19 protein-coding genes are annotated in these 22,218 nt (G+C 41.8%); 18 read left to right on the forward strand and 1 reads right to left on the reverse strand.

Annotated elements, in window-relative coordinates; translation table 11 throughout:
• Positions 1-9: 9 nt before the first annotated feature.
• The 18 genes from PT278_RS06900 to PT278_RS06985 all read left to right on the forward strand — a co-directional run bounded on the left by PT278_RS06900 (position 10) and on the right by PT278_RS06985 (position 21,206).
• A complete protein-coding gene (locus PT278_RS06900) occupies positions 10-1,293 on the forward strand; it encodes a helicase-related protein (protein ID WP_277131219.1) in 1,284 nt (427 codons plus the stop codon).
• Positions 1,290-1,979 carry a ComF family protein gene (locus PT278_RS06905; protein WP_277131220.1) on the forward strand — a complete coding sequence of 230 codons (690 nt, stop codon included), beginning with the start codon at positions 1,290-1,292 and terminating at the stop codon, positions 1,977-1,979. Before PT278_RS06900 ends, PT278_RS06905 begins: the two co-directional genes overlap by 4 nt.
• 84 nt (positions 1,980-2,063) lie before the next feature.
• Positions 2,064-2,612, forward strand: coding sequence for a ribosome-associated translation inhibitor RaiA (gene raiA, locus PT278_RS06910; protein ID WP_277131221.1), 549 nt, complete (start codon positions 2,064-2,066; stop codon positions 2,610-2,612).
• Positions 2,613-2,743: 131 nt separating this feature from the next.
• Positions 2,744-5,143: a preprotein translocase subunit SecA gene (gene secA / locus PT278_RS06915; RefSeq protein WP_277131223.1), complete on the forward strand. Its 2,400-nt coding sequence runs from the start codon at positions 2,744-2,746 to the stop codon at positions 5,141-5,143.
• A gap of 69 nt (positions 5,144-5,212) precedes the next feature.
• Positions 5,213-6,329 (forward strand): peptide chain release factor 2 gene (prfB, locus tag PT278_RS06920; RefSeq protein WP_277131224.1). Its coding sequence is split into 2 segments (ribosomal slippage): positions 5,213-5,284 and positions 5,286-6,329, totalling 1,116 coding nucleotides; the frame shifts between segments, so codons are not numbered across the junction.
• An 8-nt stretch (positions 6,330-6,337) separates the two neighbouring features.
• The gene (locus PT278_RS06925; RefSeq protein ID WP_277131226.1) at positions 6,338-6,607 is read left to right on the forward strand and encodes a hypothetical protein; all 270 of its coding nucleotides are present in this window, start codon (positions 6,338-6,340) and stop codon (positions 6,605-6,607) included.
• 18 nt (positions 6,608-6,625) lie between these two features.
• Positions 6,626-7,588, forward strand: a complete 963-nt coding sequence (hprK, locus tag PT278_RS06930; protein WP_277131228.1) for an HPr(Ser) kinase/phosphatase — start codon at positions 6,626-6,628, stop codon at positions 7,586-7,588.
• Complete coding sequence (gene lgt / locus PT278_RS06935) at positions 7,585-8,421, forward strand: prolipoprotein diacylglyceryl transferase (RefSeq protein ID WP_277131229.1); 837 nt, start codon at positions 7,585-7,587, stop codon at positions 8,419-8,421. Before hprK ends, lgt begins: the two co-directional genes overlap by 4 nt.
• A gap of 31 nt (positions 8,422-8,452) precedes the next feature.
• Positions 8,453-9,472 carry an NAD(P)H-dependent glycerol-3-phosphate dehydrogenase gene (locus tag PT278_RS06940; RefSeq protein ID WP_277131231.1) on the forward strand — a complete coding sequence of 340 codons (1,020 nt, stop codon included), beginning with the start codon at positions 8,453-8,455 and terminating at the stop codon, positions 9,470-9,472.
• Between the two features lie 57 nt (positions 9,473-9,529).
• Positions 9,530-10,456, forward strand: a complete 927-nt coding sequence (gene trxB, locus PT278_RS06945; RefSeq protein WP_277131233.1) for a thioredoxin-disulfide reductase — start codon at positions 9,530-9,532, stop codon at positions 10,454-10,456.
• Positions 10,457-10,568: 112 nt separating this feature from the next.
• Positions 10,569-12,293, forward strand: coding sequence for a phospho-sugar mutase (locus tag PT278_RS06950; RefSeq protein WP_277131301.1), 1,725 nt, complete (start codon positions 10,569-10,571; stop codon positions 12,291-12,293).
• Between the two features lie 96 nt (positions 12,294-12,389).
• Positions 12,390-14,432, forward strand: a complete 2,043-nt coding sequence (uvrB, locus tag PT278_RS06955; protein ID WP_277131234.1) for an excinuclease ABC subunit UvrB — start codon at positions 12,390-12,392, stop codon at positions 14,430-14,432.
• On the forward strand, positions 14,422-17,274 hold the full coding sequence (gene uvrA, locus PT278_RS06960; RefSeq protein ID WP_277131236.1) for an excinuclease ABC subunit UvrA: 2,853 nt from the start codon (positions 14,422-14,424) through the stop codon (positions 17,272-17,274). Before uvrB ends, uvrA begins: the two co-directional genes overlap by 11 nt.
• 51 nt (positions 17,275-17,325) lie before the next feature.
• Positions 17,326-17,868: a DUF308 domain-containing protein gene (locus PT278_RS06965; RefSeq protein WP_277131238.1), complete on the forward strand. Its 543-nt coding sequence runs from the start codon at positions 17,326-17,328 to the stop codon at positions 17,866-17,868.
• Positions 17,869-17,971: 103 nt separating this feature from the next.
• Positions 17,972-18,850: an RNase adapter RapZ gene (gene rapZ, locus PT278_RS06970; RefSeq protein ID WP_277131239.1), complete on the forward strand. Its 879-nt coding sequence runs from the start codon at positions 17,972-17,974 to the stop codon at positions 18,848-18,850.
• Positions 18,851-18,859: 9 nt separating this feature from the next.
• Entirely contained in the window at positions 18,860-19,897 is a 1,038-nt protein-coding gene (gene yvcK, locus PT278_RS06975; protein ID WP_277131240.1) for a uridine diphosphate-N-acetylglucosamine-binding protein YvcK, read from the forward strand.
• Complete coding sequence (gene whiA, locus PT278_RS06980; RefSeq protein ID WP_277131241.1) at positions 19,897-20,832, forward strand: DNA-binding protein WhiA; 936 nt, start codon at positions 19,897-19,899, stop codon at positions 20,830-20,832. The genes yvcK and whiA overlap by 1 nt, the downstream gene beginning before the upstream one ends.
• A gap of 41 nt (positions 20,833-20,873) precedes the next feature.
• Positions 20,874-21,206, forward strand: coding sequence for a type II toxin-antitoxin system HicB family antitoxin (locus tag PT278_RS06985; RefSeq protein ID WP_277131242.1), 333 nt, complete (start codon positions 20,874-20,876; stop codon positions 21,204-21,206).
• 303 nt (positions 21,207-21,509) lie between these two features.
• Here PT278_RS06985 and clpP read toward each other — a convergent pair whose 3' ends face one another.
• Positions 21,510-22,094, reverse strand: coding sequence for an ATP-dependent Clp endopeptidase proteolytic subunit ClpP (gene clpP / locus PT278_RS06990; protein WP_277131243.1), 585 nt, complete (start codon positions 22,092-22,094; stop codon positions 21,510-21,512).
• Between the last annotated feature and the right edge of the window lie 124 nt (positions 22,095-22,218).

The raw sequence follows: 22,218 nt of genomic DNA on the forward strand, positions 1-22,218 counted from the left end.
GGCAGCGAAATGGAAGATTTAACGAACCTCGCGGGTCGCCAATGGGTTGGCGGTCAAGAGGATTTTAGCACAAATACGGCATTGACGAAAATTGCGGCAATCACAGCTGGTCGGTGTAATCGCTGCGGGGCAAAGGTCGAGGCGCGATTGCCCAACGGTAAAAAATACTGCCGCGAATGCTTAAATATTGGGCGAATTGTTGAAGGCGATTATTTGTGGCGTAATCAGATGAAAGTGGATTTTCCTGTTTCCAAAACTGGCGGCTTAACTTGGACTGGTGAGTTGACTAGTCTGCAGGCACAAATTTCACAGCAGTTAGTTAATAATTTTAATGGGCATCAAAATACCTTAGTTCACGCTGTAACTGGTGCGGGTAAGACGGAAATGCTATTTGCACTATTGGCTGAATGTTTGAAGTTGGGTCAGCGGGCGTGTATTGCTACGCCGCGGATTGATGTTGTAAATGAGTTGTATCCCAGATTGCAGGCGGCATTTGCCCAAGTCAAAATCGGTGTGTATCACGGCCGCAAGTATCAAGAACCGGGACTAGAGCAGTTGACGATTTGTACGACGCACCAATTATTAAAGTTTTATCAAGCCTTCGATTTGTTAGTGATTGATGAAGTGGATTCCTTTCCTTATGCTGGTAATGACCAACTTCATTTTGGTGCACAAAAGGCGGTAAAAGAAAGTGGCGTGCGGGTTTATTTGACCGCAACGCCAACTGCAGATTTATTAACACAAGTAAAGTTAGGACAGCTGCAAATTTTAAAATTAAACCAGCGTTTTCATGGCGGGAAACTTCCAGTCCCCAAAGAAAAATTGTTTTTACGGCCATTTTTAAATCGGGGTAAGCTGCATACTAAATTGTTGGCGGCAATTTTGACGGTAATTGAAGAAGGACATCCTTTGCTAGTATTTGTTCCCAGAATTGAGCAAATTTCCCTTTATCTAGCAGCGCTTAAATGCGAAACAGAATTAGCTGATGTTGCAATTGCGGGGGTTTATGCTGCCGATAAAAAACGGCTGGAAAAGGTAGAGCAATTTCGCCAGCAGCAACTGCAGATTTTGGTAACTACAACAATTTTGGAGCGCGGGGTGACATTTAAACATGTTTGGGTAATTATTCTTGCCGCGGATGACCAAATTTACACCCCGGCTAGTCTTGTGCAAATAGCTGGCCGTGTTGGGCGAGCACAAGATGATACTGATGGCTTAGTGCTATTTTGTTATCACAAATATACAGCAAATTTGCGCAGTGCAATGAAACAAATTAAGGAAATGAATCGATGAACAGCTGCTTATTATGCGGACAACAATTTGCCCCAGCTATATCTTTACGGCAGGTTTTTTCATGGCGAAAAGTGCACGCGCAGCGCATCTGCATGCAGTGCCGCGCTAAATTTCAAGCTTTAACAGATCACAGGTGCTCAGTTTGTGCTGGTGAATTAGCGCAAAATGACGTATGCCTAAATTGCCGTACTTGGCGAAAAATTTATGGCTCTAGCTTGCTGCACCACCATGCTGTTTTACGCTATAACAGTGCTGCTCATGACCTGATGGTTAATTATAAACGTTATGGCGATTATGCTTTACGAGCTGTACTTCAGGAATTGTGCTATCAAGAACTAAGGCAAATTAAAGCAGATTATTACGTTTCGATTCCGACCTCTGCCACACATCTTGTCAAGCGCCAGTTTGATACAATTAGCGCCATTTATGGTGACATAGTTCCATTAACGCCAGCTTTGCTTAAAGTTAGTGATTGTGGTGCTCAAGGGTCCAAAAATCGAATAGAACGGTTAAGAAGCGGGCAAACTTTTGGAGTTAACCATGATTTGGCGTTTGATTTTAATCAGTGCAAAATTTTACTTTTGGATGATATTTATACTACCGGGAGAACCTTGTATCATGCGCGGGATGCACTGTCGGCTGTTTTTCCGGCAGCTAGGATTGAAAGTTTTTCAATTTACAGGTAGGTTATTTCTTGTTTAGCGCTTTCAAGTTTTGTTATAATATAAATAACGAAAGGCTGCTAAGCAGCTCGAAAGGAGAATCTCATTATGTTAAAGTATAATGTTCGTGGTGAAAATATCGAGGTAACTGACGCTTTAAGAAGTTACGTGGAAAAGCGGCTGAAGAAATTAGAAAAATATTTTGAATTAAATCAAGACATGGTCGCTCATGTTAATCTAAAAGTTTATCGCGACCATACGGCTAAAGTTGAAGTTACTATTCCACTGCCATACTTAGTATTGAGAGCTGAAGATACAACCGATGATATGTATCGCAGTATCGACTTTGTTTCCGAAAAATTGGAGCGGCAAATTAGAAAATACAAGACACGGGTAAACCGTAAAGGCCGTGAAAAAGGAATTAGTGATTTCTTTGTCGAAACTCCAGAAGAAGAGCAAAAAGAAAAGTCAGTCAGCGAGTTTGATATTGTCCGTAATAAGCAAATTGGCTTAAAACCAATGAGTCCTGAAGAAGCAATTTTGCAAATGAACATGCTGGAACATGACTTCTTTGTCTTTCAGGATGCCGAAACTAACGGTACAAGCGTTGTTTACCGCAGAAATGATGGTCGATACGGTTTAATTGAAACTAAATAAAAATAATAATTTGTTGGCGAGGGCCCCACATTTAATGTGAGGTCTTTGTTTTGTTTATTTTTCATTTTGCGTTAATCATGGTAAAATTATCATGTGTTTTTATACTTAAGTACAATTTAAGGATCGATTTAATGGTAAACATTTTAAAGAAACTATATAACAATGATAAACGAGAACTAAAAAAGTTCGAAAAGATAGCAAGCCAAGTTGAAAGTCACGCCGATGAATACGACAAACTTTCTGATGAGCAATTAAAGGCTAAGACGCCAGAATTTCAAGAACGGCTGAAGAAGGGCGAAGACCTAGATGCAATTTTGCCAGAAGCCTTTGCAGTTGCCAGAGAAGGTGCTAAGAGAGTCTTGGGCTTATATCCGTTCCACGTTCAAATTTTGGGTGGGATTGCCTTACATTTTGGTAATATTTCCGAGATGATGACTGGTGAAGGTAAGACTTTAACTGCCACCATGCCAGTTTATTTGAATGCCTTGACTGGTAAGGGAGTTCACGTAGTTACGGTTAACGAATACTTGTCAAGCCGTGACGAAGAAGAAATGGGTCAATTATACAAGTGGCTGGGTCTGACAGTAGGCTTGAATCTGAACTCAATGGCGCCAGATGAAAAGCGGGCTGCTTATAATTGCGATGTTACTTATTCAACTAACTCTGAACTAGGCTTTGATTACTTGCGTGACAACATGGTTGTTTACAAGGAACAGATGGTTCAAAGACCGCTTAATTACGCAATTATTGATGAGGTCGACTCAATTTTAATTGATGAAGCCAGAACACCGCTGATTATTTCCGGTGAAGCTGAACAAGCCAATGGTGATTATATTCGTGCCGACAGGTTTGTTAAGACGCTTCAAGAAGATAAAAGTGATGACGACGCTGATGATGACAAAGATTACGGCGATTACAAGATTGATTGGCCAACCAAGACAATTTCACTGACACGGACAGGAATTGAAAAGGCTTGTGAGCATTTCGGCTTGAAGAACTTGTATGATGTCGAAAATCAAAAATTGGTTCACCATCTTGACCAAGCATTACGAGCTAACTACATCATGCTCAAGGATATTGACTATGTTGTTCAAGAAGGCGAAGTTTTAATCGTTGATTCATTTACTGGTCGGGTAATGCAGGGTCGGCGTTATTCTGATGGCCTGCACCAAGCAATCGAAGCCAAGGAAGGCGTTAAGATTCAAGAAGAATCAAAGACACAGGCAACGATTACTTACCAGAACTTTTTCAGAATGTACAAAAAACTGTCAGGAATGACTGGTACTGCTAAGACCGAAGAAGAAGAATTCCGTGAAATTTACAACATGCAGGTAATCACGATTCCAACCAACCGGCCAATTGCCAGAATTGATAAGTCAGATATTTTGTATCCAACTTTAGATTCAAAATTCAGCGCCGTTGTTACTGATATTCAACAGCGTCATGAAAAGGGACAGCCTGTTTTGGTTGGTACGGTAGCTGTTGAAAGTTCAGAACGCTTGAGTAATCTTCTGAATCGCGCTGGTATTCCGCATGCAGTGTTGAATGCGAAGAACCACGCTAAAGAAGCCCAAATTATCATGAATGCTGGTCAACGTGGTGCCGTAACCATTGCGACGAACATGGCCGGTCGTGGTACTGATATTAAATTGGGGCCTGGCGTTAAAGAATTAGGCGGTCTGGCTGTTATCGGAACTGAACGGCATGAATCACGAAGAATTGATAACCAGCTTCGTGGTCGTTCAGGTCGTCAGGGTGATCCTGGTGTAACGAGATTTTACCTATCACTTGAAGATGACTTAATGAAGCGCTTTGGTGGCGACCGAGTTAAGGACTTCTTGGACCGCTTGTCAGATAATGATGACGAGAAGGTAATCGAAAGCCGTTTGATTACACGGCAAGTTGAGTCTGCGCAAAAGCGGGTTGAAGGTAACAACTACGATACGCGTAAGCAAACTCTGCAATATGATGACGTAATGCGGATTCAGCGTGAAATTATTTACGGTGAACGGATGCAGGTAATTGGTGAAGAAAAATCCCTGAAGGATGTTTTGGTGCCAATGATTAAGCGGACAATTAACAGTCAAGTTGATATGTTCACGCAGGGTGACCGTAAGAAGTGGCGTCTGGATTCATTACGTGACTTTATCGTTTCTAGCATCACCAGTGAAGAAGTGGCTGATAAGTTTAACTTTAAGACTGTGACAGTGCCGGAATTGAAGCAAAAACTCTATGATATTGTAGAAGCCAACTTTGAAGAAAAGGAACGGGCTTTAGCTGATCCATCAGAAATGCTTGAATTTGAAAAGGTTGTTATTCTGCGAGTTGTTGATGACCGCTGGACTGACCACATTGATGCCATGGATCAATTACGGCAATCAATTAGTTTGCGTGGTTATGGTCAACTTAACCCGTTAGTTGAATATCAAGATTCAGGTTACAACATGTTTGAAGAAATGATTTCAAATATTGAATTTGACGTAACTCGGTTGTTCCTGAAAGCTGAAATTAGACAAAATCTTAGCCGGTAATATCAGGTTTAAGAGAAAGCAAAGGTGCTTTCTCTTTTTTGCTGGTAAACAAAAGAAAAGGACTAGACAATGGAAATTAGCGAAATTCAAAGTGCGCTAGACGAATTAAAAAAGCGGCTAGATCACTTTAGGGGGTCTCTTTGACCTTGAATCAATTGATGAAAGTATTGCCGTAAATGAAAGCAAGATGCAGGAGCCGGATTTTTGGGATAATCAAGAAAAGGCCCAGCAATTAATTGCTGAGAATAATCTGCTCAAGGAAAAGCGTGACTCATTTATTCATTTACAAGAAAATTACCAAAATGAAGTAACTGCTCTAGAATTATTGCGGCTTGAGCCCGATCAGGATTTGCAAGAAGAAGTTGAAACTGACTTAGTTAAACTGCAGGATGAGTTTCATGATTATGAAATGGATCTGCTCTTATCGGGTAAATATGACAATCACAATGCTTTATTAGAAATTCATCCGGGTGCGGGTGGTACGGAAGCAATGGATTGGGCGGCAATGCTGCTCAGGATGTATCAGCGGTATGCCGATTCACGTGATTTTAAATTTGAAATCAATAATTATGAACCAGGTGAAGAAGCTGGTGTCAAAAGCGTCAGTGTTCGAATAACAGGGAAGAATGCCTACGGGCTATTGAAGTCCGAAAATGGTGTTCATCGTTTAGTGCGGATTTCCCCGTTTGACTCGGCTAAGCGCCGGCACACTTCGTTTGCCTCAGTTGAAGTTATTCCAGAAATTGATGACAGTATCAAAATCGACATTAATCCTAAAGATTTGCGAATTGATGTTTACCGTTCAAGTGGTGCTGGTGGTCAGCACATCAATAAGACTTCTAGTGCTGTCCGGATTACCCACCTGCCTACGGGCTTTGTAACAACTTCACAAGCACAGCGTTCACAGCTGCAAAACCGCGAAACGGCGATGAACGAATTACGTGCCAAGCTTTTTCACCTAGAAGAAGAAAAGAAGCGTCAGCACAAACAGGAGCTTAAAGGCGACCAAAAAGAAATTGGTTGGGGCTCACAAATTCGTTCCTACGTTTTTCATCCTTATAATTTAGTTAAGGATTTGCGTACTGGCTATGAAACTGCCGATACTAGTGGTGTAATGGATGGAAAGCTGCAGCCATTTGTCTATGCATATTTGCAGTGGCTGCTTAGTCAAGACAATCCAGAATAGGTGAAAAAATGAGTTTTTGGGGAATAGTTGGTTTAGTATTAGGTGCAGCAATCATCCTGATTCTGCTATTTGCATTCTTTCATATTTTATTTATGCTTCTGCCGGCAATTATTGTAATTGCTTTGATTATTTGGCTGATTAATCATTTTACTAAAAACGATGATAATGAAGATAAGCCAAGTGGTACTAGCAGTAATTGGACAGGCTGGCGTGATAATCAGAATCAGACTAAACGAAAAAAAGCGCGCAATGTCAAGACCAAGGATGTTGATAAATAAACTATCGAGGCAGTTAAAATGGTAAATGCTGTTAAATTAGAAAAGTTAATTCGAGATAACAAGATTATTCATGTTGCTCATGGTAAGCAGTATGTCGCGAATACAGAAATTACTGTGTCGGATATTTACCGGCCGGGATTAGAGTTAACGGGTTATTTTGACTTTTATCCTAAGCAGCGGATTCAGCTGTTAGGGCGAACAGAGATTTCTTATTCAGCAAGGCTAGATCATGAGAGCCTTGTGCGGGTTTTTACTAAAATGTGCACGCCGCAAACGCCCTGCTTTTTCATTTCGCGGTCGCTGCGGATTCCACGAGAACTTGTTGAAGCTGCAGATAAGGCGCAAATTCCCATCTTAACGTCGCCGGAATCAACGACATACGTTTCGAGTATTTTGACTGAATATCTGCGTGAGCGGTTAGCTGTGCGTGATACAATTCATGGCGTTTTGGTTGAAGTTAAGGGCTTAGGTGTGTTATTGACCGGTGATTCCGGTGTTGGTAAGTCGGAGACCGCCTTAGGTTTAATTCATCGCGGGCACCGGCTAATTGCTGATGACCGGGTTGATGTTTACCAAAAAGACGTTGAAACCGTAGTGGGCGAGGCGCCAAAGATTTTGAAGCATTTAATGGAAATCCGCGGTATCGGTATTATTGACGTGATGGATCTGTTCGGTGTCGGCGCGGTAAAACGGCGCGCCAGCATTAGCTTGGTAATTAAGCTGGTTAATTGGGACAATAACGAGAATTATGATCGTCTTGGCTTTGAGGAGAGCAAGCGCGAGATTTGTAATGTCGAAATCCCCCAAATTACCATTCCAGTTAAAGTTGGCCGGAACATGGAAGATATTATTGAAATTGCAACCATGAATTTCCGTGCTAAAAAGTGGGGTTATGATGCCACGCAAACTTTTGATAATAATTTAACAGCCCTAATTGCCGAAAATTCCCAAAAAAATATGTCAGGAGATAAAGATAAATGACATTAGCAATTAATCCAGTTGCCCTTCAATTGGGTGGGATTAGTATTAAGTGGTATGGCGTTATCATGGCAGTTGCAATTGTGCTTGCAGCTTCAATGGCGATAATTGAAGGCAAGCGTCGGCAAATTGCAAGTGATGACTTTATTGACCTGCTGCTATGGGGCGTGCCGCTGGGGTATGTTGGTGCCCGCATTTACTATGTGATTTTTGAATGGGGCTATTATTCGCAGCATCCAGATCAGATTATTGCCATTTGGAACGGCGGAATTGCTATCTATGGCGGCTTAATTGCTGGGGCAGTTGTCCTGTTGATTTTTTGCCATAAGCGAAATTTGCCACCGTTTTTGATGCTTGACGTAATTACTCCGGGAGTTCTTGCGGCTCAAATTTTGGGTCGGTGGGGGAACTTCATGAACCAAGAAGCTCATGGCGGACCAACAACCTTGGCCTTTTTACAAAGTCTTCATTTGCCGCAATTTATCATTACGCAAATGAAAATTAATGGGGTGTATTACCAGCCAACCTTTTTGTATGAATCATTTTTCAACTTAGTTGGTCTGGTAATCCTTTTAAGTTTGCGTCATCGCAAGCACCTCTTTAAACAGGGCGAAGTTTTCATGTTTTATCTTGGCTGGTATGCAATTGTCCGCTTTTTTGTTGAGGGACTGCGCACTGATAGTCTGTATTTAGCAGGCGGTATTCGCGTTTCGCAACTATTAAGTTTGGTGCTATTTTTAGTGGTGGTGGCATTATTTATTTATCGCCGAGTAAAAGTTGAGCCCAAATGGTACCTTGACGGCAGCGGCCTTAAGTACCCATATTCACGAGATTAAAAGTTATTATTAAAGAAAGTTAGGAATAAAAATGACAAAAGTTGCAGTTTTAGGAGCAGGTTCATGGGGAACCGTTTTGGGTTCAATGCTTGCTGATAATGGAAATGAAGTTGTCTTATTCGGCAATAACGAACAGGTCATTCGCGAAATTAATGAGCAGCACACTAACTTGCATTACATGAAGAATTGGCAAGTTAATGAAACAGCTACGGCAACTGGTGATCTTGAAGCAGCTTTGGCTGGCGCTGAAGTTGTTTTGTTTGTTTTGCCAACTAGTGCAATCCGCAGTGTTGCCAAGAACGTCCACCAAGTTTTGACGGCAACTGGCAATAAGCCATTATTAGTTACTGCAACTAAGGGAATTGAACCAGGAACCAAAAAATTGATTTCGGAGATTTTGACTGAAGAAGTTTATCCAGATGATACCGATAAAATTGTTGCGATTTCTGGTCCTAGTCATGCCGAAAGTGTTGCGCAGAAGGACCTAACGGCAATTTCTTGTGCTTCAACCAGTATGGAAAATGCCCAAAAAGTGCAAAAGATGATGTCTAATGATTACGTCCGCTTTTACACCAATGATGATTTAGTTGGTGTTGAAGTTGCTGGCGCCGTTAAGAACGTTATTGCTATCGCCGCCGGAATTTTGGTCGGTAAGCATTACGGTGATGATGCCAAGGCAGCCCTAATGACAAGAGGTTTAGCAGAAATCACACGACTTGGCGTTAATTATTTTGGCGCTAAGCCGCTAACTTTTAGCGGCCTGGCTGGTATTGGCGACCTGATTGTTACTTGTACTTCTGTCAATTCTCGTAACTGGCGCTGCGGTAAGCAAATTGGTGAGGGTAAGAGCTTAGATTACGTTCTTGAAAATATGGGACAAGTGGTTGAAGGTGCTACAACAGTTAAAGCAGTCCACGAATTATGTGTAGAAAAGCAAATTGACATGCCAATTAGTGAGGCAATCTACCGGGTTTTATATGAAAATACCAACGTGGATGATGAAATTACCAAGATGATGGGTCGAAGTCCAAAGCAGGAAATTAGACTTTAAGCGGTTTCCGTTGTATAATTTACTTACTAAAAATAAGAAACTACTTGAGGTGAAATTATGGCAAAGAATTATGATGTAATTATTATTGGTGCAGGCCCTGGCGGGATGACTGCCGCTCTTTATGCTTCACGTGCCAACTTGTCAGTGTTGCTACTTGACCGCGGACTTTATGGCGGTCAAATGAACAATACTGATGCGATTGACAACTATCCTGGCTTCAGTGACATTAAGGGTCCTGAACTAGGCGAAAAGATGTACAATTCAATCATGCGTTTTGGTACTGAATTTGAATATGGTGATGTGCAGTCAGTTGAACTTGATGGCAACACTAAGATTGTTAAAACTGATGCTGGCGAATATACTACTCAGGCCTTAATTATTGCAACCGGTGCAGATCACCGTCACTTAGGTGTCCCGGGTGAAGAAGAATATTCGGGTAAGGGTGTTTCTTATTGTGCCGTTTGTGATGCCGCATTCTTCAAAGATGAAGATATTGCAGTCATCGGTGGGGGTGACTCCGCAATCGAAGAAGGTATTTACTTAGCGCAGTCTGCAAAGTCAGTGACAGTTATTCACCGCCGCGACCAATTGCGGGCACAAGCGACTTTACAAAAACGTGCTTTTGCTAACGATAAGATGCATTTTATTTGGAATGCTGATACTGAATCAATCGTTGGTGACGGACAAAAGGTCACTGGTGTAACTTATAAGGACAAGGAAACTGGTGAACAAAAGGAGCTAGCTACCCGCGGCGTATTTATTTATGTCGGGATGCTGCCGCAAACTGCCGCATTTAAAGACTTAGGTGTTTTAGACGATAAGGGTTGGATCCCAACCGATGAACACATGCAGACTAAGGTTCCTGGGGTATTTGCTTTAGGTGATGTTCGGGCAAAGGACCTGCGCCAGATTGCTAATGCAGTTGGTGAAGGCAGTGTAGCTGGACAAGAAGCATACAACTACTTACAAAATTTAAATGATTAATCTTAAGAATTCATCGGAAGATGAATTCTTTTTATTTACCAATGGTAATAAATGCTAAAATAGACTAGATGAAAACGAATTTATTGTGTGGAAATTGAGGTACATGACAGTAATGAATGCAGAGCAGACTTTCAAGGATTGGCAACAAGTTCAAAATATGCCGGATTATTTAAAACAGCAGCTGGCGACTTTGGGTCAGGATCCGAAATGGGTTGAAGATGCTTTTGGTCAAGAGATTAATTTTGGTACCGCGGGGATGCGGGGGAGACTGGAGCCAGGGACAAACCGGATAAATCTGTTCACAATTGAGCGGGTTACTGAGGGCTTGGCGCGATTAATTGATGAAAATGGTCATGATGCGCAAAAACGCGGTGTAGTTATTTCATTTGATTCCCGATACCATTCGCGGGAGTTTGCGGAAATTGCTGCACGTGTTCTAGGTGCACACGGTATACAGGTTTACTTGTTTGATGACTTGCGGCCGACACCAGAACTCTCATTTGCGGTACGCTATCTGCACACTTTTGCTGGGATTAATATCACGGCTTCCCACAATGCCAAGCAGTATAATGGCTACAAGGTTTATGGTGCAGATGGTGCTCAAATGGGTCCAGAGAATGCAGCGCGAGTATTTGCCCATGCACAGCAAGTTAACGATATGTTTGCGATTAAGGCAGCACCAGTAGCGCAATTGCGTGCACAAGAATTATTAAAGTTAATTGGTGAAGACCTTGATGAAGCTTACTTGGCTGAATTAAAAAACGTTAATGTTAATCCGCAGATGATTAAGGAAAATGCCGCTAAGTTAACCATTATCTACTCACCGCTGCACGGTACCGGAAAAATGATTTACGACCGGGCATTTCGTCAGGGCGGGTTTACCAATATTATTCCTGTTCCCAGTCAGTCGATTATTGATCCGGAGTTCCCAACTACTAAGAAGCCTAACCCAGAATATCGTGATGTGTTTGATCCTGGTGTGGCTTTGGCCAACCAGAAGCAAGCAGATTTGATTATTGCAACCGATCCTGATGCTGACAGGATGGGGGCATGTGTGCGTGATGAAAATGACAATTTTCAAGTTTTGACAGGTAATCAAATTGCGACGTTAATGGCGTATTATTTGCTGGTTAATTTGAAAAACAGCGGCAAGTTGACTAGTGATTATGAATTGATTACCTCAATTGTTTCCAGTCAAATGCCGTTGAAGATTGCCCGTAATTTTGGCATTAAAACCAAATCAGTTTTGACTGGTTTTAAGTTTATTGGTGAAGAAGTCGACCGGATGAACAAAGAGCATGACGGACAGTTCCTGATGGGCTTTGAAGAGAGCTATGGTTACCTGTTTAAGCCGTTTGCTCGTGATAAGGATGCCATGCAGGGCGCGTTGATGTTTGCGGAAGTTGCATCATATTATGCTTCGCGCGGGATGACGGTTTTAGATGGCTTAAAAGAAATTTGGCAAAAGTACGGTACGTCTTATGAAATTACGCGTGCAATTGAAATGCCGGGAATTGGCGGCCAAAAGAAGATGGCATCGTTAATGAGTAAGCTGCGTGACGAGCACTTAACTGAGATTAATGGGGTGTCAGTAATTAAAACGCAGGACTTTTTATTGCAGGAAGAAACAGTTAATGGGCAAACGCAGTCGATGACGGACTTGCCGAAGTCTAACGTCTTAAAATACTTCTTGGCTGACGAGACTTGGCTTGCTTTGAGACCATCTGGTACTGAACCGGTTATTAAAGCCTATGTTGGGGTGAACAAGCCTGATATTAAGATTGCTGAAAGTGCCGCAGAGGATTATCAAACGGCTTTAGCAGAACTGTTAAAATAAGTTAAATAGCGTGCGAAAATATGTTCGCTGTAGTAAAATGGAATACATTAATAAAAGTTGGGCTTTTTGTCCAACTTTTTTACGAGGAGTCTTTTTATGATTAAGCGACAAGAAAAGCGTAAATTTGAACTTGTATCTAAATTTCAGCCTGCTGGTGACCAAGAACAGGCGATCCAGGAGCTAACTAAAGGCTTTAAAGCTGGCAATAAGGAACAAATTCTTGAAGGGGCAACTGGTACGGGGAAGACCTTTACCATGGCCAACATTATTGCTAATTTAAATAAACCCACCTTAGTTATTTCTCACAATAAAACATTGGTTGGGCAGCTTTATGGCGAATTTAAAGAATTTTTTCCGCATAATGCCGTTGACTACTTCGTGTCCTACTATGATTACTACCAGCCTGAGGCCTACGTGCCGCAGTCTGATACTTATATTGAAAAGGATTCAGCGATTAATGACGAGATTGACCAGTTGCGCCACCAAGCCACCAGTGACTTGATGGAACGCAACGATGTGATTGTCGTGGCCTCGGTTTCCTGTATTTATGGGTTAGGTGACCCGCATGAGTACGCGGCCAGTGTGATTACTGTGCATGAAGGTGAAGAATACGACCGCAATACTTTACTGCGTGACCTAGTTAATATTCAGTATGACCGCAATGATATTGACTTTCAGCGTGGGCGTTTTCGTGTGCGCGGCGATAGCGTGGAAGTTTTTCCAGCGGGGAACTCCAATCATGCTTATCGAATTGAATTTTTCGGTGACGAAATTGATCGGATTGTGGAAGTTGATTCGCTAACCGGTGAGGTAATTAGTGAGCGTGAGAGTATTTCACTGTTTCCTGCCACCCACTTTATGACTAATGATGAGCAGATGCGGCGAGCACTGAAATTAATTTCTCAAGAAATGAAATTACAGGTCAAGGAATTTGAAGGTGAAGGCAAATTACTGGAGGCTGAACGGATTAAGCAGCGGACGACCTATGACATGGAAATGATGGGTGAGGTTGGCTACACTAACGGAATTGAAAACTATTCGCGTCACATGGAAGGGCGCAAGGAAGGTGAACCACCTTATACGCTGCTTGATTTCTTCCCCGATGATTTTTTAATTCTGATTGATGAGTCACATGCCACAATGCCGGAAATCCGGGCAATGTACAATGGTGACCGTAATCGGAAGAAGACGCTGATTGACTATGGTTTTCGTCTGCCATCAGCCTTAGATAACCGACCGTTAAAATTGCAGGAATTTGAAAAACACGTTAACCAAATTTTATATGTGTCAGCTACTCCTGGTGATTATGAGTTGGAACGAACAGATCATAAGGTTGAGCAAATTATCAGGCCGACCGGTCTGCTGGACCCCAAGATTGACGTCCGACCAATTGAAGGTCAGATTGATGATTTGGTCGCAGAAATTAACAAGCGCATTGACCAGAATGAACGAGTTTTTGTGACCACGCTAACCAAAAAGATGGCGGAAGACTTAACCGATTACCTCAAGGACCTGGGAATTAAAGTCCAGTACCTGCATTCGGATGTTAAAACGCTGGAACGAATGCAGATTTTACGAGATTTACGCTTAGGCAAGTATGATGTATTGATTGGTATTAACCTCTTGCGTGAAGGAATTGATGTGCCGGAAGTTTCTTTGGTAGCAATTCTGGATGCGGATAAGGAAGGCTTTTTGCGGGCATATCGACCGCTAGTACAGACGATGGGTCGGGCTTCACGTAATCAGAACGGTGAAGTTATCATGTATGCGGATTCGATTACAGATTCAATGCGGGAAGCAATCGAGGCAACGCAGCGTAGACGTAAGTTGCAGATTGCCTTTAATGAGGAACACGGGATAACCCCAACAACAATTGTCAAACCGATTCGGGATACAATTTCGGCAACTAAAACGGCAGACGATGAACCTAACAGTGATAGTTTTGCCGACCTTAACTTTGATGAGCTGACTGCTAAGCAGAAGAAGACCATGATTTCTGATTTGCGTGAGCAAATGCAGGATGCTGCTAAGAAGTTGGACTTCGAGGGGGCAGCTACCTTGCGGGATGCAATTATGGAATTAGAAAATTCAACGAGAAAACCGATTAAGAAAAAGGGAAAAACATTAAATGGCAAATGATAAAATCGTTATTCGGGGGGCGCGTGAGCACAACCTCAAGGATATTAATTTAACAATTCCAAAAGATAAAATGGTGGTCATCACTGGCCTATCAGGTTCTGGCAAGAGTTCGCTGGCCTTTGATACCCTCTATGCCGAGGGGCGCAGACGTTATGTGCAGTCATTGTCTAGTTATGCCCGGCAATTTTTGGGACAAATGGATAAACCTGATGTTGATTCGATTGATGGCCTAAATCCAGCGATTTCGATTGACCAAAAGACGACGTCTCATAATCCGCGCTCAACTGTCGGAACAGTTACGGAAATCAATGATTATCTGCGTTTGTTGTGGGCGCGTGTTGGTCACCCAATCTGTCCTAATGATGGGACGTTGATTGAGCGCCAATCTGCACAGCAGATGGTTGACCGCATTTTGGCATTACCCGAGCGGACCAAAATTCAATTATTGGCACCGGTTATTAGGGCAAAACGTGGTGAGCACAAAGAAGTGTTCAAGCGTGTTCAACGAGCTGGCTATGTGCGGGTGATTGTTGACGGTGAGATGCACGAAATTAGCGAGGGCTTCAAGTTAGCTAAGAATAAGCGGCACACAATTGATATTGTGGTCGACCGGCTAATTGTCAAAGAGGGCATTCGCTCACGACTGTTTGATTCTGTTGAGGCAGCTCTCAGATTATCAGACGGCTATATGAACGTTGATGTCATTGGGGACGAGATGTTAAACTTTTCGGAATATTACGCTTGTCCTAAGTGTGGTTTTACGGTTGGCGAAATGGAACCGCGGCTCTTTTCTTTTAACGCGCCGTTTGGTGCCTGTCCTGATTGTGATGGTTTAGGAATGAAGCTATCAGTTGATGAGGATCTGGTTATTCCCGATAAGAGCAAAACCTTGGCTGAAGGTGCAGTTGCGCCGTGGAAAAATTCCAAGTATTACGGTGAAATGCTGGCACAAGCCTGTGCAGTATTAAAAATTCCGTTAGACAAGCCATTTGCTAAATTAACTAAAAAGCAGCAAGAAACGATTTTACACGGTTCAACGAAAGAAATTAAATTTCACGTTACCGGTGATTTTGGCGTTAATGATACTACCGCTCCATTTGAAGGCGCAATGGAAAACGTTGAACGGCGCTATCAGCACCCAATGTCAAAATTTATGCGCGATGTGATGGGTAAGTATATGACCGAACTGACCTGCTCAACTTGTCATGGTAAACGGCTTAACGAAAAGGCGCTGGCTGTTAAGGTAATGGGTAAGGATATTGCTGAGGCTTCGGAACTGGCAATTAATAAAGCCTTAGACTTCTTTAATGGAGTTAAGCTGGATGAACAAGAAACAATAATTGCCAAACCAATCTTAAAAGAAGTCCGTGATCGATTGAATTTCTTAAATAGTGTTGGTTTAGATTATTTAACTTTATCGCGATCAGCTAATACTTTATCCGGTGGGGAAGCACAGCGAATTAGGCTGGCAACTCAAATTGGTTCAAACTTGTCAGGTGTCATGTATGTCTTAGATGAACCGTCAATTGGCTTGCATCAGCGTGACAATGACCGCTTAATTACTGCCTTAAAACGGATGCGCGATTTAGGCAATTCATTAATTGTGGTTGAGCACGATGATGAAACGATGCGGCAGGCAGATTATCTGATTGACATGGGGCCTGGAGCTGGTATTTATGGTGGCGAGGTAATGGCTGCTGGTACGCCAAAAGAGGTTGAGGCTAATCCAAAATCGCTGACGGGTCAATATTTAACTGGTAAAAAGTTTGTTCCGGTTCCGCTAGAGCGGCGCAAGGGCAATGGTAAAAAAATCACGATTACGGGAGCTAGCGAAAATAACCTTAAAAATATTAAGGTTGATTTTCCTTTGGGCAAGTTTATCGTGGTTAGCGGCGTATCAGGTTCTGGTAAATCTACTCTAATCAATATGATTTTGAAACGGGTACTGGCACAAAAGCTAAATCGCAATCAAACGAAACCGGGCAAGTATAAGAGTATTAGCGGTTATCAAAATATTGAAAAAGTGATTGATATTGACCAAAGTCCGATTGGACGTACACCGCGCAGTAACCCGGCAACTTATACCAGTGTCTTTGATGATATTCGGACGCTTTTTGCCCAAACAAATGAGGCCAAATTGCGTGGCTATAATAAGGCGCGTTTCTCGTTTAATGTTAAAGGCGGCCGCTGTGAAGCCTGTCATGGTGACGGAATTATTAAGATTGAAATGAACTTTTTGCCGGATGTTTACGTCCCGTGTGAAGTTTGTCATGGTAGTCGTTATAATTCGGAAACTTTGGAAGTTACTTACCGCAAGAAGAATATTGCTCAAGTATTAGATATGACGATTAGCGAAGCCTGTGACTTTTTCAAGAATATCCCTAAGATTGCCCGCAAATTACAAACAATTGTTGATGTGGGTTTAGGCTATGTTAAATTAGGGCAATCAGCAACAACCCTGTCCGGTGGTGAAGCCCAAAGAATGAAGCTAGCAGCTGAATTACAGAAATTGTCGACGGGTAAGAACTTCTATATTCTTGATGAGCCGACAACGGGTCTGCATACGGATGACATTAAAAGGCTGCTTGAAGTGTTACAGCGGTTAGTTGATGAAGGTAACACTGTTCTGATTATTGAGCACAACCTTGATGTAATTAAAAATGCCGACTGGCTGATTGATCTTGGCCCTGAAGGCGGCGAAGGCGGCGGCAATATTGTTGCCACGGGTACTCCTGAACAGGTTGCTGAAGTTGCAGACAGTTATACTGGGCAATATCTCAAGCCAGTCTTGGTTCGCGATACAGAATTGACAAAATTAGCGGCTAAAAAGAAAGCTAAATAACATTTAATTATTTGCTCAGAAGTGTACAATAAAGCACAAGGAGGACTGAAAATGGATAATTTTTCTAGTTACAGAGAACATCGCGGCTTTGATTGGGCTGCATTTCTTGCAGGCGTTTTAATGATTATAGCGGGGTTATTCCTGCTGCGTCATCCGGGTAGGGCTTTGCATGCCTTTGTTTTATTGTTTGCCATTTTGTCGATTGTCCAAGGATTTGTGTGGCTGGCTTTTTATAGTCATTTTCATTATTATATTTCCATTAGTTGGATGTCGATTGTTTCTGGGGTGCTAGATATCTTAGTCGGTATTTTATTCCTGTATTCATATGATGCTGGTGGACTGACGCTTGCTTACCTGTTTGCGATTTGGTTTTTATTTGATTCCATTTCGGGAATTATTGTTTCGTGGCATATGCGCCGTCTATCGAGTTTCTATTTCTGGTTTACTATAATTTTAAATATTTTTGGCTTACTGATTGCGGTGAGTCTAATGTTTAACCCAGCTTTATCAGCGCTGACTTTAATTTGGCTGATTTCATTGTGGCTGCTCATCTTTGGAATTAACGAAATTGTGGCGGCATTTGCACGCAGATAATTAATAATGATTAAAGAAGGTCCGTTAAGGGCTTTTTTTATTACTAAAAAGGGTTATGAAACACCCGGTATGTTATAATTTAGATGATAGGAGGCTGGCAAAAATGGCTGACAAGAAAAAGCAATTGTTAATTGTCACGGGGATGAGTGGTGCTGGTAAAACAGTGACGGCACATGCCTTAGAGGATATGGGCTATTTTGTAGTCGATAATTTGCCGCCAACACTTCTGGGGAGTTTTTGGGATTTGATTGTGAGTTCCGATGATTTTACAAAAGTCGCGGTTGTGATTGATTTGCGGGTGAAAAATTTTTACCGGGACCTACTTGATGAGGTTAATTCGCTGGAAGATAACGGTACGGTGCAGACGACGATTGTCTTTTTGGATGCATCAAACGATACCTTGGTGGCTCGGTATAAAGAAACACGTAGATTGCCGCCACTTGCCAGCAGCGGCCGGTTGCTTGACGGAATTGAGGAAGAGCGGCAGATCTTGACAGGCATCCGCAATCGGGCAAACTACATTATTGATACTTCTGAATTAACGACTAAGCAGTTGAAGCAAAAGCTGCTCGAAGAATTTAGCGACCTGCAAAAGCAGCCGTTTTCGATTGAAGTGATGTCATTCGGCTTTAAGTATGGGATGCCGATTGATGCCGATATTGTGATGGACGTGCGTTTCTTGCCGAATCCATTTTATCTGCCGGAATTGCGCCCGTTTACGGGTTTGGACAAGCGAGTGTTTGATTACGTGATGGATAAGAAGGAAACGCAAACTTTTTATGCCAAATTACTTGATCTATTAAAGATCGCCTTGCCCGGTTATATTAAAGAGGGTAAAGAAAAACTGACAATTGCGATTGGCTGTACAGGTGGACAACATCGTAGTGTGGCAATTGCCCAGCAGTTAGCTCGCGACTTAGCTAAAAATGATTATCGAGTAGATATTACACATCGTGAAATCAGCCGCTACACTAGAAAATAGGTGAATTGAATGGCGTATGGAGAAGGAAAGATTATTCGGGTAATTAAAAACAGGCGTCCCAAGGTCGTCGTTATCGGCGGTGGGACTGGCTTGCCCGTTATTTTAAACGCATTAAAAGACCAGAATGCGGAAATTACGGCAATTGTGACCGTTTCAGATGATGGCGGGTCGTCTGGCTCAATTCGTAACTTTATTAACGTTGTGCCACCTGGTGATATTCGCAATGTATTGGTGGCCTTAAGTGACATTCCGCAAGAGGAGAAGAACATTTTTCAATATCGGTTTGATTCGTCAGACTCATTCTTTTCCGGACATGCAATTGGCAATTTGATTATTGCGGCTTTAAACGAAATGCACGGCAATATCTTTGACGCGGTGCAGTCTTTATCCAAAATGATGCACGTTGACGGGCATGTTTTTCCTGCATCTAACGAACCGCTAACTTTGAATGCGGAGTTTATTGATGGAACAACGCAAGCTGGCGAAAAGGAAATTACCGATAAGGATAAGCAGATTAAGCGCATTTGGGTGACAGATACCAATTCAGATGCTGAACCAGAAGCCGTGCTGCCGGTTTTGGCTGCTGTGATGCAGGCTGATGCGGTAGTGCTGGGCCCTGGCAGCTTGTTTACTTCGATTTTGCCTAATTTAATGATTCCAAATCTTGGTCAAGCAGTGCGTGAAACTAGCGCGGAAGTAATTTATATTTGTAATATCATGACCCAATTGGGAGAGACTGACCACTTCTCTGATAGTGAGCACGTTGAAGTGATTAATAATCATCTGGGCGGCCATTATATTGATACGACGCTGGTTAATGGTGCCAAGATTGATATGAGCAAGTTTAATCCAGCGGATTATGATGCTTATTTGGAACCCGTTAGAAATGATTTTGCTGGACTACGGGCTCAAGGCAGTCGCGTAATTACCGATGATTTTATCGATCAGCGCAGCGGCTTAGTCTTTCATGATGGTAAAAAGGTGGCGCGCGAGATTATCAGTTTAGCGTATGAAGCGATGTCCCGCAGAAAGAGGACCAATAAGTAATGGCGAGTTATGCTAGTAATGTTAAAAAAGAACTGACAGCATTACCAATTCATCCGGAACATGCTAAGGCGGAACTGGCGGCATTCTTGCGGATGAACGGTGTGCTGAACTTTCACGATCACCAATTTAGTTTGGATATTACAACGGAAAATCCGGCGATTGCGCGACGAATTTTTTCCTTGATTAAGACTGCTTATCGAGTTGAGCCGTTGCTCATTGTATCGCGTAAGATGAAATTGAAGAAGAACAACCAATACCTCGTTCGCCTGCAAAACCATGTGCGCGAAATTCTGACTAACTTAGAGATTTTATCGTCAGAATCTGGCTTAATCACGCGCATTCCCAAGCGAATTATTACCTCTAAAGAAGGGGCAATGTCTTATTTGCGTGGTACCTTTTTGGCCAGCGGCAGTGTCAATAATCCCGAGACCAGCCGTTATCATTTGGAGATTTATTCAGCTTATGAGGATCATAATGATGATTTGCTTGAATTAATGAACCATTATTTTTTCTTAAATGCCAAAACAACTAAACGGCGGCGCGGATTTATTGTTTATCTAAAAGAAGCAGAAAAAATCGGCGATTTTCTTCATATTGTTGGTGCTTTGAATGCGATGCTCGCTTTTGAAGACTTACGGATTATGCGGGATATGCGCAATTCGGTTAACCGATTAGTCAATTGTGATACAGCCAATTTGAAAAAAACAGCGACGGCAGCTGCTAAGCAGGTTGACGATATCGAATTAATTAAGCAAAAAAAGGGCTTGGATTCTTTACCGGAAAAGTTGCGGGACTTAGCGCAATTGCGCTTAACTAATCCGGAGTTATCGCTAAAAGAATTAGCGGAGCAAGTACCCGACGGCCCGATTTCTAAGTCTGGTGTTAATCATCGACTTAAGAAGTTGCATGAATTAGCAGAAAAATTAAGACAATAAAAAATAAATACGATATAACTGAAGAATAAAAAGGAAAAATAATGAAAAAGTATTATGTTTATCCAGCTATTTTTGATGATTCAGAAAATGAACCAGGAACTTATACTGTAACTTTTCCTGATGTTCCAGGTGCAATTACTGATGGTGTTGGTATATCGGAAGCTATTATACGAGCTGAAGAATGTCTGGAAGGATTTCTAATAACCTTTGGTGGAGAGTATAAGGACAGTTCTTTGTATGAGGTGCAACAAAACAATCCAGGTAAAATTGTTAATTATGTTGTTGCTGATATGTTACGAGCAAAAAAGTATATAAAAGATAAAATGATTAATAAAAATGTTAGAATTCCGGCTAGGCTTGCAGAAAAAAGGTGAGGAAGCAAAAATTGATTTTTCACAATTGCTGACAGAAGCACTGGAAGATAAATTGGAACGAATTGAATAATGTGGGTGTAATAAAAAAGTAAATACGATATAATTATCTTATGGAATATATCAAGATAGTTCACCTACAAGCACTAACCAGCTTGTGAATATTTTCTTGTTAAAGTCTTTGGCTTTGGTGTCAAAGACTTTTTTTATTTTGTCTCACTTAGATAATTTGGACATAGTAAAACCCCGAAATTATAACAACTAATTTCGGGGTTTTTCAAAAATAAACTTTTTAGTAGCAACTAACTACTTCTTCTTGTTGACCATAATTTCGTCAATCAAGCCGTAATCCTTAGCTTCTTGCGCGGTCATGTAGTTATCGCGTTCAGTATCTTTGAGGATCTTGTCTAATGGTTGACCGGTAGTCTCGTGAATAATGTTGTTAATCTTTTCGCGGCTCTTCAAAATTTCAGTAGCAGCGATTTGAATATCGGTTTGCTGACCTTGAGCACCACCTAAAGGTTGGTGGATCAAGACTGTTGAGTTTGGCAATGCAAAACGTTTACCCTTGGCACCACTGGTGAGCAAGATAGAAGCCATTGATGCGGCCATTCCGATAGCGATTGTGGAAACATCGGACTTGATAAAGTTCATTGTGTCCATAATTGCTAAGCCAGAAGTGATTACACCACCAGGTGAGTTGATGTAAAGCGAAATATCTTTGGTGTTGTCTTGAGCATCAAGGAAAAGTAATTGCGCAATAATAGTATTTGCCATGTCGTCGTTAATTTCACCGCTTAACATGATAATTCGGTCTTTTAATAAGCGAGAATAAATGTCGTATGCACGTTCACCACGAGCAGTTTGTTCAATAACTGTAGGTACAAGCATGTTTCTGCCTCCTAAATTTAAGTTCTAATTATTAGCACTCTAATAAGTACAGTGCTAATTAAATCACTTACATGAGAGGCTGTCAATGAAAGTGTATCAATTTTGTATTTTTTGTAATGCCCAA

Source organism: Lactobacillus sp. ESL0703 (assembly GCF_029433435.1).
Classification (GTDB): domain Bacteria; phylum Bacillota; class Bacilli; order Lactobacillales; family Lactobacillaceae; genus Lactobacillus.

What these genes read in the sequence shown, in the direction of transcription:
- trxB (WP_277131233.1), top strand. Translation starts at nt 9,530, where the DNA reads ATGGCAAAGAATTATGATGTAATTATTATTGGTGCAGGCCCTGGCGGG.
- secA (WP_277131223.1), top strand. Translation starts at nt 2,744, where the DNA reads ATGGTAAACATTTTAAAGAAACTATATAACAATGATAAACGAGAACTA.
- yvcK (WP_277131240.1), top strand. Translation starts at nt 18,860, where the DNA reads ATGGCGTATGGAGAAGGAAAGATTATTCGGGTAATTAAAAACAGGCGT.
- uvrA (WP_277131236.1), top strand. Translation starts at nt 14,422, where the DNA reads ATGGCAAATGATAAAATCGTTATTCGGGGGGCGCGTGAGCACAACCTC.
- rapZ (WP_277131239.1), top strand. Translation starts at nt 17,972, where the DNA reads ATGGCTGACAAGAAAAAGCAATTGTTAATTGTCACGGGGATGAGTGGT.
- PT278_RS06900 (WP_277131219.1), top strand. Translation starts at nt 10, where the DNA reads ATGGAAGATTTAACGAACCTCGCGGGTCGCCAATGGGTTGGCGGTCAA.
- whiA (WP_277131241.1), top strand. Translation starts at nt 19,897, where the DNA reads ATGGCGAGTTATGCTAGTAATGTTAAAAAAGAACTGACAGCATTACCA.
- PT278_RS06940 (WP_277131231.1), top strand. Translation starts at nt 8,453, where the DNA reads ATGACAAAAGTTGCAGTTTTAGGAGCAGGTTCATGGGGAACCGTTTTG.
- clpP (WP_277131243.1), bottom strand. Translation starts at nt 22,094, where the DNA reads ATGCTTGTACCTACAGTTATTGAACAAACTGCTCGTGGTGAACGTGCA.
- uvrB (WP_277131234.1), top strand. Translation starts at nt 12,390, where the DNA reads ATGATTAAGCGACAAGAAAAGCGTAAATTTGAACTTGTATCTAAATTT.
- hprK (WP_277131228.1), top strand. Translation starts at nt 6,626, where the DNA reads ATGGTAAATGCTGTTAAATTAGAAAAGTTAATTCGAGATAACAAGATT.
- PT278_RS06985 (WP_277131242.1), top strand. Translation starts at nt 20,874, where the DNA reads ATGAAAAAGTATTATGTTTATCCAGCTATTTTTGATGATTCAGAAAAT.
- PT278_RS06925 (WP_277131226.1), top strand. Translation starts at nt 6,338, where the DNA reads ATGAGTTTTTGGGGAATAGTTGGTTTAGTATTAGGTGCAGCAATCATC.
- PT278_RS06905 (WP_277131220.1), top strand. Translation starts at nt 1,290, where the DNA reads ATGAACAGCTGCTTATTATGCGGACAACAATTTGCCCCAGCTATATCT.
- lgt (WP_277131229.1), top strand. Translation starts at nt 7,585, where the DNA reads ATGACATTAGCAATTAATCCAGTTGCCCTTCAATTGGGTGGGATTAGT.
- PT278_RS06950 (WP_277131301.1), top strand. Translation starts at nt 10,569, where the DNA reads ATGAATGCAGAGCAGACTTTCAAGGATTGGCAACAAGTTCAAAATATG.
- raiA (WP_277131221.1), top strand. Translation starts at nt 2,064, where the DNA reads ATGTTAAAGTATAATGTTCGTGGTGAAAATATCGAGGTAACTGACGCT.
- PT278_RS06965 (WP_277131238.1), top strand. Translation starts at nt 17,326, where the DNA reads ATGGATAATTTTTCTAGTTACAGAGAACATCGCGGCTTTGATTGGGCT.